Origin of the sequence: Micromonospora sp. NPDC050795, assembly GCF_044456785.1 — a bacterium.
Classification (GTDB): Bacteria; Actinomycetota; Actinomycetes; order Mycobacteriales; family Micromonosporaceae; genus Micromonospora.
The window spans coordinates 76,016-91,173 of the sequence record NZ_JBITGE010000027.1; the positions used below are offsets into that span (position 1 = coordinate 76,016).

Consider the following 15,158-nt stretch of genomic DNA (forward strand, 5'->3'; position numbering starts at 1 on the left):
GCGTCGGTCAGGTCAGCGAGCAGGCCGCCCCGTTGACGGTCACCAGGCCGGGGCTCGGGTTGGCGCCCCCGGTGGTCGTCGCGTTGAAGCCGAACATCACTGAGCCACCCGGTGCGATCTTGGCGTTGTGCGACTCGTTGCGCGCGGTCACCGTCGCGCCGGACTGAGTGACCTTCGCCAGCCACGCCTCGCGGACCCGCTGGTCACCGGTGAACGCGAAGCGCACGCTCCAGCCGTTGACGGCGGTGGTGCCCGTGTTCTGGATGGTCAGCTGCCCGGTGAACCCGGTGCCGCCCTGCCAGGCGCCGTAGTTGGTGTAGCGCGCCGTGCAGGTGGTGGCCGGCACCGCGCCGGCGTCACCCTGGTCGGCCAGGAACGAGGCGATCCAGGTCAGCGCCGAGTTCCAGTTGATCGCCACCTCGTTCGTCGAGTACGAGTTGATGTCGTCGACGTAGCAGAACATCGGCTCGCAGCCGGCCAGCAACTGTGCCACGAACGGGTCCTGCAGGGCCGCGTTCGGGCCACCGGCGAGGGAGCCGGCGGGCGGTCGGGGAAGGCTCGGGTTGAGCTGGTGGCCGAAGATCCGACTGTGCTGGTTCTCCGCGGCGTGCTCTCCCCACCCGGTGACGTAGGAGATGTTCAGGGCGTTGCGACCGAGGATGTAGTCCATCGCCTGCACGGCACCGTCACGGTAGGCGACGTTGCGGGTCAGGTCGAAGGCCGTGGCCAGCACCACCGCGTTGTTGATGACGTTGCTGTTGCCGCCCCAGAAGTAGCTGTTGGCGTCTCCGGGCATCGGCAGCCCGTACGCCTGCCGGCGCAGCTCGGCGAGGTACGTGTCGGCGGCGGCGGTGACCGAGGCGCGGACCCGGGCCAGATCGGCGGCGGGCAGTCCGTTCGGCACGGTGGCCAGGTCGAGGCGGCCCAGTGCGGCCACGCTCTGCCAGCCGAAGCCCCGGGCGTCGAACACGTTCCCGGTGTGGTGCGGTGAGGCGGTCAGGTCGGCCAGGTAGTTCTGCGCCCCGGTGGTCAGGTACAGCTCGGCCGCCGCCCAGTAGAACTCGTCGGTGACGAAGCTGTCGTCGTACGCGCCGCCGCCGGTGCCGTCGGTCGGGCTGGCGTACACCGCCGGGTGGGCCTTGGCCGCGGCGTAGGCGGTCTTCGCGGCAGTGCCGCAGCGGGTCGCGAACGCCGCGTCGTAGGGGGCGAAGAGTCGGGCGCATTGGGCCGCGGTGGCGGCCATGTTGAGGGTGGCCGCGGTCGACGGCGGGTGCAGCTCGCGAGGCTGCGGGTCGTCCTGCGGGGACAGCGGCAGCCCGGTCCAGTTCTGATCGTGGATCTTGTGGTGGACCATGCCGGCGAGCGGCTTGCCGGCGGGCACCTGCATGCGCAGCAGGAACTCCAGCTCCCAGCGGGCCTCGTCGAGGATGTCCGGCACGGCGTTGCCGCGTTCGGGCACCCGCAGCGTGCTGTCGGCGAGTTCGGCGCCGCCGTTGGCGGTGGCCGCCGTCTTGGTCCGCTCGAAGGTGTTCAACAACTGGTAGGTGGCGATGCCGCCGTTGACCACGTACTTGCCGTGGTCGCCGGCGTCGTACCAGCCGCCGCGCACGTCCAGGGAGTAGTCGCAGACACCCGGCTGGCAGGGCACGTTGGTGTCGCCCTGGTTGGGTGCGACGCCGAGGTGGCCGGCGGGGCGGGCGTACTCGTCGCCGATCAGGTCACCGTCGATGGCGATGCCGCTGCGCTGGGCGTAGAAGAACTGCAGCGAGTCGGAGCGCAGCTGGTCGTAGAGGGCGCCGGAGATGTCGAACGGGTGGCTGGTCTCGCCGTCGACGGTGAGCGTGAGCCCGGTGCCGGGGGTGCGGTAGCTGGAGAAGTCGACGGTCTGCACGTTCTGCCCGGAGGCGGCGTCGACGCCGCGGGCGGTGGTGGTGCCACTGGCCACGACGGTTCCGGTGGCGTTGCGCAGCTGCCAGGGCAGCGCCGTGGTGGCCTCGGTGACGACAGTGGCGTTCTTCGGGCCACCGGGCAGGTAGCCGACCTGGTTGACGCGGACCCGTGGCCCGGTGTCCGGCACGTACGGCTCGGGCGGCTCGCCGCCGCGCAGCGAGACGTCGTCCAGGCAGATGGTCTGCGCCTGGGCGGCGCCACCGACCTGGAAGATCAGTTGAGCGTTGGGGTTGTCGTCCGGGACGGTGAAGGTCTGCTCGACCCGCTGGAGGGTGCCGGTGGCGGTGGCGTCCACGGCCGCGTACGTGGTGTACGGGGCGCTGCCGAGCTGCAACACGGCCTTGACCGCGGCGCCGGGAGTGGCGGAGACCGCGAAGCCGAGGGTGTATTCGGCGCCGGCGATCAGCGGCACGCCGTCCTGGCCGATGCCGGCGTCCCACGGGTTGGCAAGCCCGCCCGCGACAGTGGTGCAGAGCTGGCCGTCGGTGACCGCCAGCGCTCCGGTGCCGAAGGAGAACCAGGGGCTCACACCCTCGCTGAAGTCGCCGTTGTCGATCTGCTCGGGGGCGTCCGGTGGTGGGTCGGCGTGGGCCGCGCCGGCGCCCGCGCCGGTGAGGGCCAGAGAGGTCGCCGCAGCCAGCAGGAGGCGGCGTCGGGATGGCGTCACGGGAGTCCTTCCGGGACGGGAAGTGGGACAGTGGTGGTGGCACGGAGCTGAGAAATCTCTGGGAGCGCTCCCAGGTGTCTGCTCGATGTTTCCAGTGCCAGCACGCCCTGTCAATTGATCTGGTTGGATGGGTTTCGGTGTCCGACGAGGGCGACCAGCCCGAGCGGCGTCCCCGACGCGCCACCACCCGGACGTGAGATTGGCCGCGCCACGCGCCGTCGTCCTGATCTCCTAGAGACAACTGCGCCCTTCGCCTGGCAGGCTGCCACCCATGACCCTGAAGCTGCGTTCCGTGGGAACGAGCGACCGTGGGCTGATCCGCAGCGGAAACCAGGACGCCCTGCACGCCGGCACCTGGCTCGTCGCCGTCGCCGACGGCATGGGCGGAATGGCCGCCGGCGACCTGGCCAGCGCCCTCACCATCGACGCGGTCGCCCCGCTGGACCTGGAGACACCCGAGGACGCCCTGGTGGCCGCGCTCGAGGGCGGCATCGCGCTGGCCACCTCCCGGATCCGACAGGCGGTCGCCGAGGATCCCGAGCGCCAGGGGATGGGCACCACGCTGACCGCCCTGCTCTTCGCCCGTACCGGCAGCTGCCTGGCGCTCGCGCACGTCGGCGACTCCCGGGCCTACCTGTTCCGCGAGGGCGTGCTCAAGCAGGTCACCCGGGACGACACCTTCGTCCAGATGCTGGTGGATCAGGGCGTGATCACCGCCGACCAGGCCAGCAGCCACCCGCGTCGGGCCGTGGTCACCCAGGCGTTACAGGGTGACGAGGTCTCCCCGTCGTACGCGACGATGGTGCCCCGGGCCGGCGACCGGTGGCTGCTGTGCAGCGACGGCCTCTCCAACGTGGTTCGCCCGGACACCCTCACCGAGGTGCTCAGCGGCTATCCGGACCGGGACGCCTGCGCCGCCAAGCTGATCGACCTGGCCCTGCACGCCGGCGCGCCGGACAACGTCACAGTCGTGGTGGCCGACGTCGTCGAGGAGTAGACCGCCGCTCAGCGCCGACGCGGCGTGGCGTGCCGGGTGGGTTTCGCCGTTCCCGGATCCTCCGGCCACGGGTGCCGGGGATAGCGCCCGCGCAGCTCGGAGCGGACCTGCGGATAGCCGGTACGCCAGAACGACGCCAGGTCGGCGGTGACCGCCACCGGCCGGCCGGCGGGGGAGAGCAGGTGCAGCAGCACCGGCACCCGACCGTCGGCGATGCGGGGGGCCGCCGGCCAGCCGAACGTCTCCTGGAGCTTCACGGCGAGCACCGGCGCGGCGGGGTCGCCGTAGTCCAGCCGGATTCGAGAACCACTCGGCACCTCGATCCGCTCCGGGGCCAGCTCGTCGAGTCGGGCGGCCTGCGCCCAGGGCAGCAGTCGACGCAGCGCCGACGGTAGGTCCACTCGTGCCAGGTCGGTCCGCCGTCGCGCGGCGGCCAGCTCCGGGCCCAGCCAGGTCGGCGCGGCGTCGAGCAACGAGTCGTCGCCAACCTCCGGCCACGGCTCGCCCAGGTGGTGCCGGAGGAACGCGAGTCGCTCGCGCAGCGCCCGAGCCGCCGGCGTCCAGGGCAACAGCCCCAGCCCGTCCTGGCGCAGACCGGTCAGCAGCGCGGCGGCCACCTCCGCCCGGTCCGGCCGGTCCAACCGCCGCTGGACCAGCTCGATCGCGCCCAGCCGGGTCACCTCCCGGGCCACCACGTCCCCGTCCGACCAGCCGACCTCGCGGCCGGTGCGCAGCAGCGGACCGGCCGCCTCCCGCGCCGTCGCCTCGTCCACCGGGGAGGCCCGGCGGATGCGGGCCGACGGCGCGCCGGGCGTGCGGTCCGCGACCGCCACCGCCAGCCAGTCGGACCCGGCCAGCCCCGAGCCGGCGGCCAGCTCCGCGGCGGTCCCGCCGGTCATCAGGTACGCCGAGCCGCCCGGCCGCCGCACCCGGGCCAACCGTTCCGGGTACGCCAGACCGACGAGCAGCCCGGCGGCGAGATCGTCGCTCAGTCCACCCCGGCCGGTGGCGTTGGCGCGACCCTTCGCCGGGGAGTCGGCAGGCAGCGCGGCCCGCAGCCGGCGTACCTCGGTGCGCCAACGGGCGGTCGCGCCCGCGTCCACGCCGGCGCGCAGCCGACGCCAACCGGCGACCAGATCGTCACCGGGGCCGGCCGCGCCCTCCTCGGCGAGGAGGGCGACCACCTCGGCGGCCCGGTCGGCGCCGACCCGGCCGGCGCCGTCCAGGAGCGCCCGGGCCAGTCGTGGGTGCGCCCCGGCGGCGGCGATCGACCGCCCCCGCGTCGTGATCCGACCGTCGACGTCGACAGCGCCCAGGGTCTCCAGGGTGTCCCGGGCCACCGTCATCGCGGCGGCCGGCGGCGGGTCGGGCAACGCGAGCCCGACACCGTCCGGTCGGCCCCAGGCGGCCAGCTCCAGCGCGAAGCCGGTCAGGTCGGCGGTGGCGATCTCCGGCTCGGCGCGGGCGGGCAGCCGCTCGTGGGTCGCCGCCGACCAGCAGCGGTAGACGTACCCGGGGGCCTCCCGGCCGGCCCGCCCGGCGCGCTGGGTGGCGGCGGCGCGGGAGACCGGCACGGTGACCAGTGCGCCCAGCCCACGGGCCAGGTCGATCCGGGGTACCCGGGACAGTCCGGCGTCCACCACGATCCGCACACCCGGGACGGTCAGACTGGTCTCGGCCAGCGCGGTGGCCAGCACCACCCGCCGCCGGTCCCCGCGACGCAGCGCGGCGTCCTGCTCGGCGCCGCGTTGACGGCCGTGCAGCGGCAGCAGCGCGACAGCGTCCCGTAGGTCGGCCAGCCGGCCGGTGACCGCGGCGATCTCGCCGGCCCCGGGCAGGAAGACGAGCACGTCGCCGTCGTGCTCGCGCAGCGCCCGCCGGACGGTGACGGCCACGTGGTCGAGCAGGGCCCGGTCCACCGGCCCGGCCCCGGGCGGGGCGATCGGGCGCGCCGGGGGCACCCAGATCCGTTCTACCGGGTGCAACGCCGAGTCGGCCCGCACCACAGGTGCCGGGGTGGGCCCGCCCAGCAGCGCGGCGAACCGGTCGGTGTCCGGGGTCGCCGACATCGCCAGCAGCCACAGGTCCGGCCGGAGGGTGGCGCGCGCCTCGACTGTGAAGGCCAGCGCGAGGTCGGCGTCGAGTTGGCGTTCGTGGCACTCGTCGAGCAGCACGGCACCCGTGCCGGGCAGCTCCGGGTCGTGGTGCAGCCGGCGGACCAGCAGGCCGGTGGTGACCACCTCGATCCGGGTGGCCGGGCCGACCCGGCGCTCGCCGCGTACCGCGTAGCCGACCCGCTCACCGACCCGCTCGCCGAGCAGCTCGGCCATGCGCCGGGCAGCGGCACGGGCCGCCACCCGGCGGGGTTGGGCGATCACCACCCGACCGTTCACCCGGTCGGCCACGGCCAGCGGCGCGAGCGTGGTCTTGCCGGTGCCCGGTGGAGCCACGAGCACACCGGCGCCGGCCGCGTCGAGTGCCGCGACCAGCGCCGGCAGCACCGGGCGGACCGGCAGGTCAAGGGTTACGTCGGAGAGCACGGCCCAGTCTCGCACCGGGACGGGTGCGTCAGGAGCGACGGACCTCGCCGACGCCGAGCACGAAGGCCCGCCAGGCGGTCGCGCCGAAGGCGAGCACCGGGCCGGAGCGGTCCTTGCTGTCCCGGACGGCGACCTGACCCGCGACTGTCGCGACCTCCACGCAGTTGCCGTTGCCGCTGCTGCGCGTGCTGGTGCGCCAGTCCGCTCGGGTCAGGTCGTACGCCGTCATCCGCGGTACCTCTCGTCTGCGTCGGCGTGCCGCAGACGCGGTCACGCAAAGTTACGAGAAGCATGCTCAAGACGGGTCAACGACGCCGTCGGATCGAGCGCCATCCGGCACAGCTCCTCGTGCAGAAGGCTATACCCGAGCACATGATCGGCTTCTTCCAGAGCCAGCCCCATCGTGAGGTTATCCAGGTAAACCACTGACGCGTCGGCGGCATCGGCGAAGTTGAGGATCACGTACGGGGTGCTCATCGCGGGATGCCCGCCAGCGGTGAAGGGCAGTACCTGGATTGTCACGTTGGGTAGCTGCGCGATCCGGCTCATGTGGACCAGTTGCTCGGCCATCACCGCGGTTCCGCCGACCGGGCGCAGGAGCACCGCCTCGTTGAGGACCACCGACAGGACGACCGGGTCCTCGCGGCGCAGCACTTCCTGCCGGCGCAGCCGGGCGGCGACCTTGCGCTCCAGACCGTCCTCGCCAGCGGTGCGCCGGAAGATCTCCCGGGCGTACGCCTCGGTCTGCAGCAGTCCGGGCACCGATTCGGCTTCGTACGTGCGCAGCGCCGCCGCCTCGGCCTCCAGCCCGACGTAGAACTCGAACCACTCGGGGAGCACGTCGCTGTAGTTCTGCCACCAGCCGCGCTGCTGTGCCCCCCGGGCGATCTCGATCAGCGCCTCGGCATCCGAACCGGTCACCTGGTACAGCGCGAGAGCGGCCCGGACGTCGCGCGGTTTGATGCCGATCTGCGCGGTCTCGATCCGGGAGAGGTTGCTCTTCGACATGTCGAGCTGACGGGCGGCCACATCGAGGGTCATGCCCGCGCGTTCCCGTAGCTGGCGGAGCTCCCGGGCGATGCGGCGACGCCGCACGGTCGGGCTGGCGGCGGGTCGGACGGTGGGGGTGGCGGTCACCGTCCGAGTCTGCCACGACAAGATCCGCAGGTCGCAGATGCACGGAGTGCAACTTTCAAATCTGGGAGTTGCGTTGCAGTAGCTGTCGGTGCATCCTTTCCCGGTTGCGAACACTGTGGACACACCTGTCGGGAGGATCGTTGCTCATCGCCGACGAGTTTTTCCTGATCGCCCACAACGACAGTCGTGGTAAGGCGAAACTGCACCCGGCGGCGACCGGGCTCGGGCTGGCCGGCGGGCTCCTCGGCGAACTGATCCTCTACGGACACATAACGGTCGTGGCCGGCCAGGTCACCGTCATCGACAGGCGTCCGCCAGCCGACGCCCTGGCGCACACGGTGCTGGACCAGTTGATCGGCGAGTCCCAGCACCGGGAGTTGCGCACCTGGCTGAGTTTCCTCGCGCAGAGCGCCACGGCGTCGGTGGGAGAACGGCTGGCCCGCGCCGGGGTGCTGCGCCGCCAGGAGAGCCGCCGACTGCTGCGTACCACGGTCAGCTACCTGCCGATCGACCTCAACGCGGTGGCCTGGCCGGCCACCCGCCTCCGGGCCCTGCTGGACCGGCCGGAGCCACCGGGCGTGCCGGACGCCCTGCTTCTCGGCCTGGTCGTGGCCGCCGGGCTGACCCGCGAGGTGCTGTGGAGCGCCGGCCCGCGGGCGCACCACCGGCTGAACGTCCTCATCCCCGCGCTGCCGGCCCCGCTCAAGGAACTCGTCGGGCACACCGAGGCCGCCGTCGGCGCCGCCGTGCTGCGCGGCATCCCCTGATCCGCATCCCCTGGTCCCCCTCCGGTAACCCCCAACCCTCCCCTCGACCATCGGAGTAGTCGTATGCCCCCGACAGCGACAGTCGAACGACCCAGCAACGTCTCCGAAGCCCTGGCCCGAGGTCGCCTCGGCATCCCGTCGGTCATCTTCTTCGTCCTCTCCGCCGCCGCGCCGTTGACCGTGGTGGCAGGCGTCGTCACCACCGGCTACGGCGTCATCGGGGTGACCGGAATCCCGCTGGCCTTCCTGCTGATCGCCGCGGTCCTCGCCCTCTTCTCGGTGGGCTACGTGGCGATGTCCCGCCGGGTGGAGAACGCGGGCGCCTTCTACGCCTACATCTCCCGGGGGCTCGGCCGACCGGCCGGCGTCGGCGCGGCCTGGGTCGCGCTGATCGCGTACAACGCGCTCCAGGTCGGGCTGTACGGCACCATCGGTGCGGCGGCCCAGCCGGTGCTCGACCGGCTCTTCGGCGGACACCCCCACTGGGCCGTCGTGGCCCTGGTGGCGTGGGCGTTGGTCGGCGTGCTCGGCCTGCTCCGGGTCGACCTCAACGGCATGGTCCTGGCCGCGCTGCTGGTCGCCGAGGTCGTGGTGGTCCTCGTCTTCGACCTGGGGCAGCTCGGCAACCCGGCCGACGGTCAGGTCAGCTTCGCCTCGTTCTCGCCGGACAACCTCTTCGTGCCGGGCCTCGGCGCGGTGCTGGTGCTGGCCGTCCTCGGCTTCGTCGGTTTCGAGTCGGCGGTGGTCTTCAGCGAGGAGAGCAAGGACCCGAAGCGGACGGTGCCGCTGGCCACCTACCTCTCGGTGGCGATCATCGCCGGGCTGTACGCGCTGTCGTCCTGGACCATGACGGTCGCCGTCGGGCAGGACAAGATCGTGGCCGAGGCCGGCGCGCAGGGCGTCGAGCTGATCTTCAACCTGGCCGGCGCGCAGCTCGGCGACACGATGGTCACCATCGGGCAGGTGCTCTTCCTGACCTCGGTACTGGCCGCGATGATCTCGTTCCACAACACCACGGCCCGGTACACGTTCGCGCTCGGTCGGGAGCGGGTGCTGCCGGCGGTGTTCGGGAAGACCTCGGCCCGTACCGGGGCGCCGCGGGCCGCCTCGGTGGCGCAGAGCGTCCTCGGGCTGTTCGTCATCGCGCTGTACGCGGTCAACGGCTGGGAGCCGGTGGTGCAGCTGTTCTTCTGGGTCGGCACCACGGGCGGCTTCGGCGTCCTGCTGCTGATCGCCACCACCTCGGTGGCGGTGATCGCCTACTTCGCCCGCTCCGCCAGCGGCGAGAACCTCTGGCGACGGGCCATCGCGCCCGGCCTGGCCACCATCGCGCTCTTCGTGATCATCTGGTTGGCCGTGTCGAACTTCGCCAACCTGCTCGGCGTCGCGCCGGACTCCCCGTTGCGGTGGGCGCTGCCCGGCGCGTACCCGGTGGCTGCCCTGCTGGGCATCGGTTGGGCCCTGCTGCTGCGCAGCAGCCGCCCGGACACGTACGCCCGGATCGGCCTGGGCGCGGCGAGCGCCGCCGTCGTCACCAGGCTGGAGGCGCCGGCCGCCGTGGAGGTGACCCGATGAGCGTGGTCATCGAGCGGCTCGGGCCGGAGGAGACGTCTCTCGTGGCGGCCCGGATCGCCGAGGCGTTCACCGTCCTGGAGGTGACGTACTGGCTGGTCCCCGACGCGAGCAAGCGGGAGGCCGTGCTGGCCGGGGACTTCGAGATCCTGGTCGAGCACGCGATGCGGCACGGCATGGTCCACGCCAGCGAGGACCGGGCCTCGGTAGCGGTCTGGTTTCCGTCGGTCGGTGAGCCGGTGCCGCCGCCGGCGGAGTACGACGCCCGACTGGCCGCCGCCTGCGGCGAGTGGACCGACCGGTTCCAGCACCTCGACGAGCTGTTCGCGGCGAACCACCCGCATCCGGACCATCACCACCTCGCCTTCCTGGCGACCCGGCCCGACCGGCAGGGGCAGGGGTTGGGGAGCGCGCTGATGCGTCACCACCACGCCTGGCTGGACGCCAACGGCATGCCGGCGTACCTGGAGGCGAGCAGCCCGCGCAGCCGGGACCTGTACGCGAAGCACGGCTATCTGGCCGGTGAGCCGTTCCGGGTGCCCGACGGCACGCCGTTCTGGCCGATGTGGCGGGAGCCGGCCGGGCAGTGAGCCGGTCGGGTACCGAGCTGGTCAGGTCGACGTGACCAGCACGTCCCGTGGTCGTGCTGTCACGCTCGCGTGACAGCACGGACAAAACGGAGGGCCGGGTCCCAGGACCCGGCCCTCCGCTCGTCAACCGGTCAGTAGGTGCCGTCGAGCTGGCCGCGCAGCTTGGTCAGCGCCCGGGTCAGCAGCCGCGAGACATGCATCTGCGAGACACCGATCTGGTCGGCGATCTGCGACTGGGTCAGGTTGCCGTAGAAGCGCAGCGTGAGGATCTTCTGCTCGCGCTCGTCGAGGGTGGCCAGCGCCGGGCCGAGGGCGACCCGCAGCTCCGCCAGCTCGAACTCGTTGTCCTCGCCGCCGAGCATGTCGCCCAGCTCGGTGGCGCGCTCGCCGTCACCGGTGGGGGTGGACAGCGACACCGCGTTGTACGCGCGGGCGCCTTCCAGGCCCTCCAGCACCTCTTCCTCGGTGAGCTTGAGGTGCGCGGCGATGTCGGCGACCGTCGGCGAGCGGCCGAGGGTCTGCAGGAGCGAGCTGTTGGCGTCGGAGATGGCCAGCCGCAGCTCCTGGAGCCGGCGAGGCACCCGGATGTCCCAGGTGCGGTCCCGGAAGTGCCGCTTGAGCTCGCCGATGATGGTGGGGATCGCGTAACCGGCGAAGTCGACACCGCGCTCGGGGTCGAACTTGTCGATGGCCTTGATCAGGCCGATCGCGGCGGTCTGCGCCAGGTCGTCGTTCGGCTCGCCGCGCCCGCTGTAGCGGTGGGCCAGGTGGTTGGCGAGCGGCAGCCAGGCCTCGATCGCCCGGTCCCGCAGCGCGGCGCGCGACGGGTGGTTGGCGGGCAGCGCCGCCATCGCGTTGAGCAGGTCGGCAGCGCTGTCGGTGAGAGCGCGCGGGTCGAGCTTGGTGGTGGTCTTGACGGCGGCGCTCGGCTGCTCGGTGATCGTTGGCGCGGTCATGGGTGGTCCTCCCTGCACCTCGTCCGCGGACAAAAAGGTGTGACGCTTTGGTTTAGCTTCCAATAGGCCGTTCGGGAGTCACCTTAACCTGATCGTCTCCCGGAAATCTAGCCGAAAGGTTGATGTACTTAAGGTGTGTCCAATGACAAAGCCGGCAAATGACGCGGAAGTCAGGGTGCTGGTGGTGGATCCTTACCCGTTGCTGTGGCTGTCGACCGCTGACCGGTCGGCCGATCGGTCCGGCCGATCGGCCCACGGGTCGCGTCGACTGGTCAACATGAAATCCGACAAGTTGCCAGGAGTGTCGACTATCTGTCGTTGTTCCGCTGACGGGACCGGCCGTAGCGTCGCGTGTACACACCCGGTTCGGAGGCACCGTGCTCGATCCAGCCGCTCCCCAGCTTGTCGTGAACAGTCGCACCCTCTACTTCAGCTGGCTGCCGGCCGATCCTGACGCGGTCGCCGCGCTGGTCCCTCCGGGGCTTAGTCCCCGCCCCGACCGGCAGGTCTTCCTCAACCAGTACGTCGTCGACGACGAGACACAGACCTCCGGCTTCGGCGCCTACTCGCTGACCTACCTCGGCGTCTCGCTGCTGGGCGTCGACGCCCCCGGCGGCCTCAACGCCGGCGGCTGGTGGACCCACTACGTGGCCTCCAGCCGGCGGGTCCGCGAGTACGCCGTCGCTCGCGGCGCCCCGGTGCTCGCCGGGCGCACCCACATCGACGTGAACGGCGAGGACCTGCTCTCCGAGACGGAGATCGACGGCACGCCGTTGATCCGGGCCCGGTGTCGGGTGGGGGAGACCGGGCACGCGATCAGCAGCGGGCACCACCGCTACTTCACCCGGCGCGACGGCCAGCTGGTCAGCTCGGCCTACCCGTTCGTCGCCGAGCCGGTCGCCCCGTTCGAGATCGAGTCGGTGGAGTTCCTCCAGCCCGGCCACCCGATGTACGCGCTGCGCCCGGACAACCCACTGACCATCGGCTTCGGCTACTACTCACCACGCTCGTCGTTCGCCTACCCGGGCGGGCTGCACGTGCACGCGGTGGCCGCGCCGGAGCCGGCCCGACCGTTTCACCAGGTGCCGGCCAACCTCGCCCGCAGCGGCCTGCCGTCCGGGTCGTAGACCAGCCGGTACACCGGCAGCGCCCAGGCCCGCGTGTACCACGGCAGCCGCTCGGGGCGGTGCGGGCGCAGCCGACCCGGTGGGCGTTCGCCGACCTGGCCGTCGTCGTACCACCGTTGCAGCGCATCGGCGGCTCCCGTGACGGCCGCGACGGCGTCCGCCGGGTCGAGCAGGTCGGCGTCGTCCGCGCCATCCGGGTCACGGTCCAGGTGCTCGCGCCACAACCGCAGTCGCAGGTCCCGGGCGAAGCTGCGCGCGCCGTCACCCCGCCCGGCCGGGTCGGTGGGCTCCCGTTCGTCCGGTGTCTCGTCGAGCACCGCGCAGGACAACTCGCTGTCGTGCGTCCAGGACCGCCGGTTGAAGTTGTCGCTGCCCACGCTGGCCCAGACGTCGTCGACCACACAGACCTTGGCGTGCACGTAGACCGGGCCACCGGCGTGGTTCTCCACGTCGAAGACGTGCACCCGGTCCGGTGCGGCCCGCTCACACAGTGACAGCGCCTGCTCGCGCCCCACCATGTTCGGCGGCAACGCCAGCTTGCCGTCCACGTCCGGGTGGCGGGGGACGACGGCGACCAGGTGCAGGTCCGGGTTGTCCCGCAGCGCGTGCGCGAACAGGTCAGCGACCTCGGCCGACCAGAGGTACTGGTCCTCCAGGTAGATCAGCCGGCGGGCCCGGCGTACCGCCTTGGTGTAACCCCGGGCCACGGTCCGCTCCCCGTCCGGTGCGAACGAGTAGCGCGGACGGACGGCGGGGTAGGTGCGTAGCACCTGGATCTGGTGCGGACCACAGGGCGGCGGATCGGCCGGTTGCTCGGGCAGCGGGTCGGGGCGCAGGTCCGAGCCGCGCAGCCGGTCCCGCAGGTAGGCCATCGGGTTCTCCGAGTCCAGCGGCATCGGGTCGGTCCAGCGTTCCCGGAACAGGGTGTCCAACGCGCCGACCACCGGACCGCGCACCGCGAGCTGTACGTCGTGCCAGGGCGGATTGGGTCCGTACCGGGGGGACATCTGCACCGGTTGCGGATCGCCGTGGTGCGCGGCGTCGTCGCGGCGGCTGTGGCACAGGTCGATCCCGCCGGCAAAGGCGACGTCCCGCTCGGGTGCGTCCAGGTGCCGCAGCACCACGAGCTTCTGGTGGTGCGAGCCGCCGCGCCGGACCCGTTGGTCCAGCAGCACCTCGCCACCGGCGGCCGAGATCGTCTCGCTGAGGTCGCGGTTCTCCGCCTCGCTGTACGCCAGCACGTCGAGGTGCGAGCGCCAGATCAACCCCTTGACCACCACACCGCGCTGCGCGGCCTGCGCGAAGAGCTGGGCGACTGTCGGACCGTCCGGTCGCAGCCGCTGGTCCGGGTCACCCCGCCAGTCGGTGAAGAACAGGTGGTCGCCGGCGCCCAGGGCCTCGACCTCGTCGACCAGTCGGTCGAAGTACGCCGCACCGTGAATCAACGGCTCGGCGAGGTTTCCCGTGGTCCACACGGGTATGCCAGAGACCGGGTTGGCGCGTTCCTCAGCAGTGAGAAACCAGTCCTGCAACGGCACCGTCCAGCCCCCCTGGAGGTCGGCAACGTCCTCACCGTAGGACCCCCGACGCGGGTCCGCACGTCAGGCACCCGGACCGGTGACCTGGCCAACGCCATCGACAGCGACGCGACAACAGCCGAGGAGGCCACACCATGCCCCGCGACACGACGAATCCCGTGACCGAGAACCGCGAGCCGGCGGTGGAGAGCGAGCGGGGCGCGCTGGTAGCGGTGTTGGTGATGGTGATTCTGGGCGTTGCCGGGATATTTGCGGTCTCCTGAGGTGGCGCCGACGCCCCCGGGCTGAACCGGAGGCGTCGGCGCCGACCTCAGCGGTCGACGGTGGTCAGGGTCGGGTGCCCTGGCCGCCGGTGTGCGGGAGCCGCTCGGTGGGGATCACGCCGAGGCGGCCGGCCTGGAAGTCCTCGAACGCCTTGAGCAGTTCGTCCCGGGTGTTCATCACGAACGGGCCGTACTGTGCCACCGGCTCCCGGATCGGCTGGCCACCCATGATGTAGAGGTCCAGTGCCGGCGTGTTGCTGTCCTGCGAGGTGTCGGCGCTGAACCGCAGCGCGTCACCCGGGCCGTGCACCGCGAGCTGGCCGGTACGCACCGGCCGCCGGTCGGTGCCGACCGTGCCGCGACCGCCCAGCACGTACACCAGGGCGTTGAAGTCGGGCCGCCAGGGCAGGTCGACCTGCGCGCCCGGCTGCACGGTGACGTGCGTGATGGTGATCGGGGTGAAGGTCGAACCCGGGCCGCGGTGCCCGGCGACCTCGCCGGCGATGACCCGGATCAGCGCGCCGCCGTCGGGCGTGGTGAGCAGCGCCGACTCCCGACCCCGGATGTCCTGGTAGCGGGGCGGGTTCATCTTGGCCGAGCGGGGCAGGTTGACCCACAGCTGGGTGCCGTGGAAGAGCCCGCCGCTCACCACCAGGTGCTCCGGCGGCGCCTCGATGTGCAGCAGGCCGCTGCCCGCCGTCATCCACTGGGTGTCGCCGTCGGTGATGGTGCCGCCACCGCCGTTGGAGTCCTGGTGGTCGAAGACGCCGTCGATGATGTACGTGACGGTCTCGAAGCCGCGGTGCGGGTGCCACGGGGTGCCCTTGGGCTCGCCCGGCGCGTAGTCGACCTCGCCCATCTGGTCGAGGTGGATGAACGGGTCCAGGTCGGTGGTCGACACCCCGGCGAAGGCGCGACGGACCGGGAAGCCCTCACCTTCGAAGCCGCTGGGCGCCGTGGTCACCGTGCGGACCGGGCGGATCGTGGTGGCCTCGTCGAGCTGGGGCAGGCGGGGAAGGACGAGGACGTTGTCGACGGTGATCGCGGGCATGTC

The 15,158-nt window shown here is 72.1% G+C and carries 13 protein-coding genes; 6 read left to right on the forward strand and 7 right to left on the reverse strand.

Features of this window, described 5'->3' with window-relative positions; genetic code table 11:
• Positions 1–7 precede the first annotated feature (7 nt).
• The gene (locus ACIBEF_RS22955) at positions 8–2,617 is read right to left on the reverse strand and encodes a glycoside hydrolase family 9 protein (RefSeq protein WP_396795207.1); all 2,610 of its coding nucleotides are present in this window, start codon (positions 2,615–2,617) and stop codon (positions 8–10) included.
• A 271-nt stretch (positions 2,618–2,888) separates the two neighbouring features.
• Between ACIBEF_RS22955 and ACIBEF_RS22960 the strand changes: the two genes are divergently transcribed.
• A complete protein-coding gene (locus tag ACIBEF_RS22960; RefSeq protein WP_357207008.1) occupies positions 2,889–3,614 on the forward strand; it encodes a protein phosphatase 2C domain-containing protein in 726 nt (241 codons plus the stop codon).
• An 8-nt stretch (positions 3,615–3,622) separates the two neighbouring features.
• Here ACIBEF_RS22960 and hrpB read toward each other — a convergent pair whose 3' ends face one another.
• Genes hrpB through ACIBEF_RS22975 form a run of 3 tightly spaced genes read right to left on the reverse strand, consistent with a single transcriptional unit; the run spans position 3,623 to position 7,249 of the window.
• A complete protein-coding gene (gene hrpB / locus ACIBEF_RS22965; RefSeq protein ID WP_396795208.1) occupies positions 3,623–6,154 on the reverse strand; it encodes an ATP-dependent helicase HrpB in 2,532 nt (843 codons plus the stop codon).
• A gap of 28 nt (positions 6,155–6,182) precedes the next feature.
• The gene (locus ACIBEF_RS22970) at positions 6,183–6,383 is read right to left on the reverse strand and encodes a DUF397 domain-containing protein (protein ID WP_355007195.1); all 201 of its coding nucleotides are present in this window, start codon (positions 6,381–6,383) and stop codon (positions 6,183–6,185) included.
• A 41-nt stretch (positions 6,384–6,424) separates the two neighbouring features.
• Positions 6,425–7,249 (reverse strand): helix-turn-helix domain-containing protein, encoded by an 825-nt coding sequence (locus ACIBEF_RS22975; protein ID WP_396795209.1) that lies wholly within the window; start codon positions 7,247–7,249, stop codon positions 6,425–6,427.
• A gap of 182 nt (positions 7,250–7,431) precedes the next feature.
• Here ACIBEF_RS22975 and ACIBEF_RS22980 point away from each other — a divergent pair, with 182 nt between their 5' ends.
• From ACIBEF_RS22980 to ACIBEF_RS22990, 3 genes are all read left to right on the forward strand, one after another.
• Positions 7,432–8,058: a GPP34 family phosphoprotein gene (locus ACIBEF_RS22980; protein ID WP_355007196.1), complete on the forward strand. Its 627-nt coding sequence runs from the start codon at positions 7,432–7,434 to the stop codon at positions 8,056–8,058.
• Between the two features lie 63 nt (positions 8,059–8,121).
• Positions 8,122–9,633, forward strand: coding sequence for an APC family permease (locus ACIBEF_RS22985; RefSeq protein WP_396795210.1), 1,512 nt, complete (start codon positions 8,122–8,124; stop codon positions 9,631–9,633).
• Positions 9,630–10,220, forward strand: coding sequence for a GNAT family N-acetyltransferase (locus tag ACIBEF_RS22990; RefSeq protein ID WP_396795211.1), 591 nt, complete (start codon positions 9,630–9,632; stop codon positions 10,218–10,220). The genes ACIBEF_RS22985 and ACIBEF_RS22990 overlap by 4 nt, the downstream gene beginning before the upstream one ends.
• 131 nt (positions 10,221–10,351) lie before the next feature.
• Here ACIBEF_RS22990 and ACIBEF_RS22995 read toward each other — a convergent pair whose 3' ends face one another.
• Positions 10,352–11,176, reverse strand: coding sequence for a SigB/SigF/SigG family RNA polymerase sigma factor (locus tag ACIBEF_RS22995; RefSeq protein ID WP_396795212.1), 825 nt, complete (start codon positions 11,174–11,176; stop codon positions 10,352–10,354).
• A gap of 377 nt (positions 11,177–11,553) precedes the next feature.
• On the opposite strand from ACIBEF_RS22995, the gene ACIBEF_RS23000 reads away from it, so the two are divergent.
• Positions 11,554–12,303 (forward strand): hypothetical protein, encoded by a 750-nt coding sequence (locus ACIBEF_RS23000; RefSeq protein WP_396795213.1) that lies wholly within the window; start codon positions 11,554–11,556, stop codon positions 12,301–12,303.
• On the opposite strand, the gene ACIBEF_RS23005 is transcribed toward ACIBEF_RS23000, so the two are convergent.
• Positions 12,252–13,841 carry a phospholipase D family protein gene (locus ACIBEF_RS23005; RefSeq protein ID WP_396795214.1) on the reverse strand — a complete coding sequence of 530 codons (1,590 nt, stop codon included), beginning with the start codon at positions 13,839–13,841 and terminating at the stop codon, positions 12,252–12,254. The genes ACIBEF_RS23000 and ACIBEF_RS23005 overlap by 52 nt on opposite strands.
• 134 nt (positions 13,842–13,975) lie before the next feature.
• On the opposite strand from ACIBEF_RS23005, the gene ACIBEF_RS23010 reads away from it, so the two are divergent.
• Positions 13,976–14,104, forward strand: coding sequence for a hypothetical protein (locus tag ACIBEF_RS23010; protein ID WP_256441970.1), 129 nt, complete (start codon positions 13,976–13,978; stop codon positions 14,102–14,104).
• A 64-nt stretch (positions 14,105–14,168) separates the two neighbouring features.
• On the opposite strand, the gene ACIBEF_RS23015 is transcribed toward ACIBEF_RS23010, so the two are convergent.
• The gene (locus tag ACIBEF_RS23015) at positions 14,169–15,155 is read right to left on the reverse strand and encodes a pirin family protein (protein WP_355007202.1); all 987 of its coding nucleotides are present in this window, start codon (positions 15,153–15,155) and stop codon (positions 14,169–14,171) included.
• Positions 15,156–15,158 lie beyond the last annotated feature (3 nt).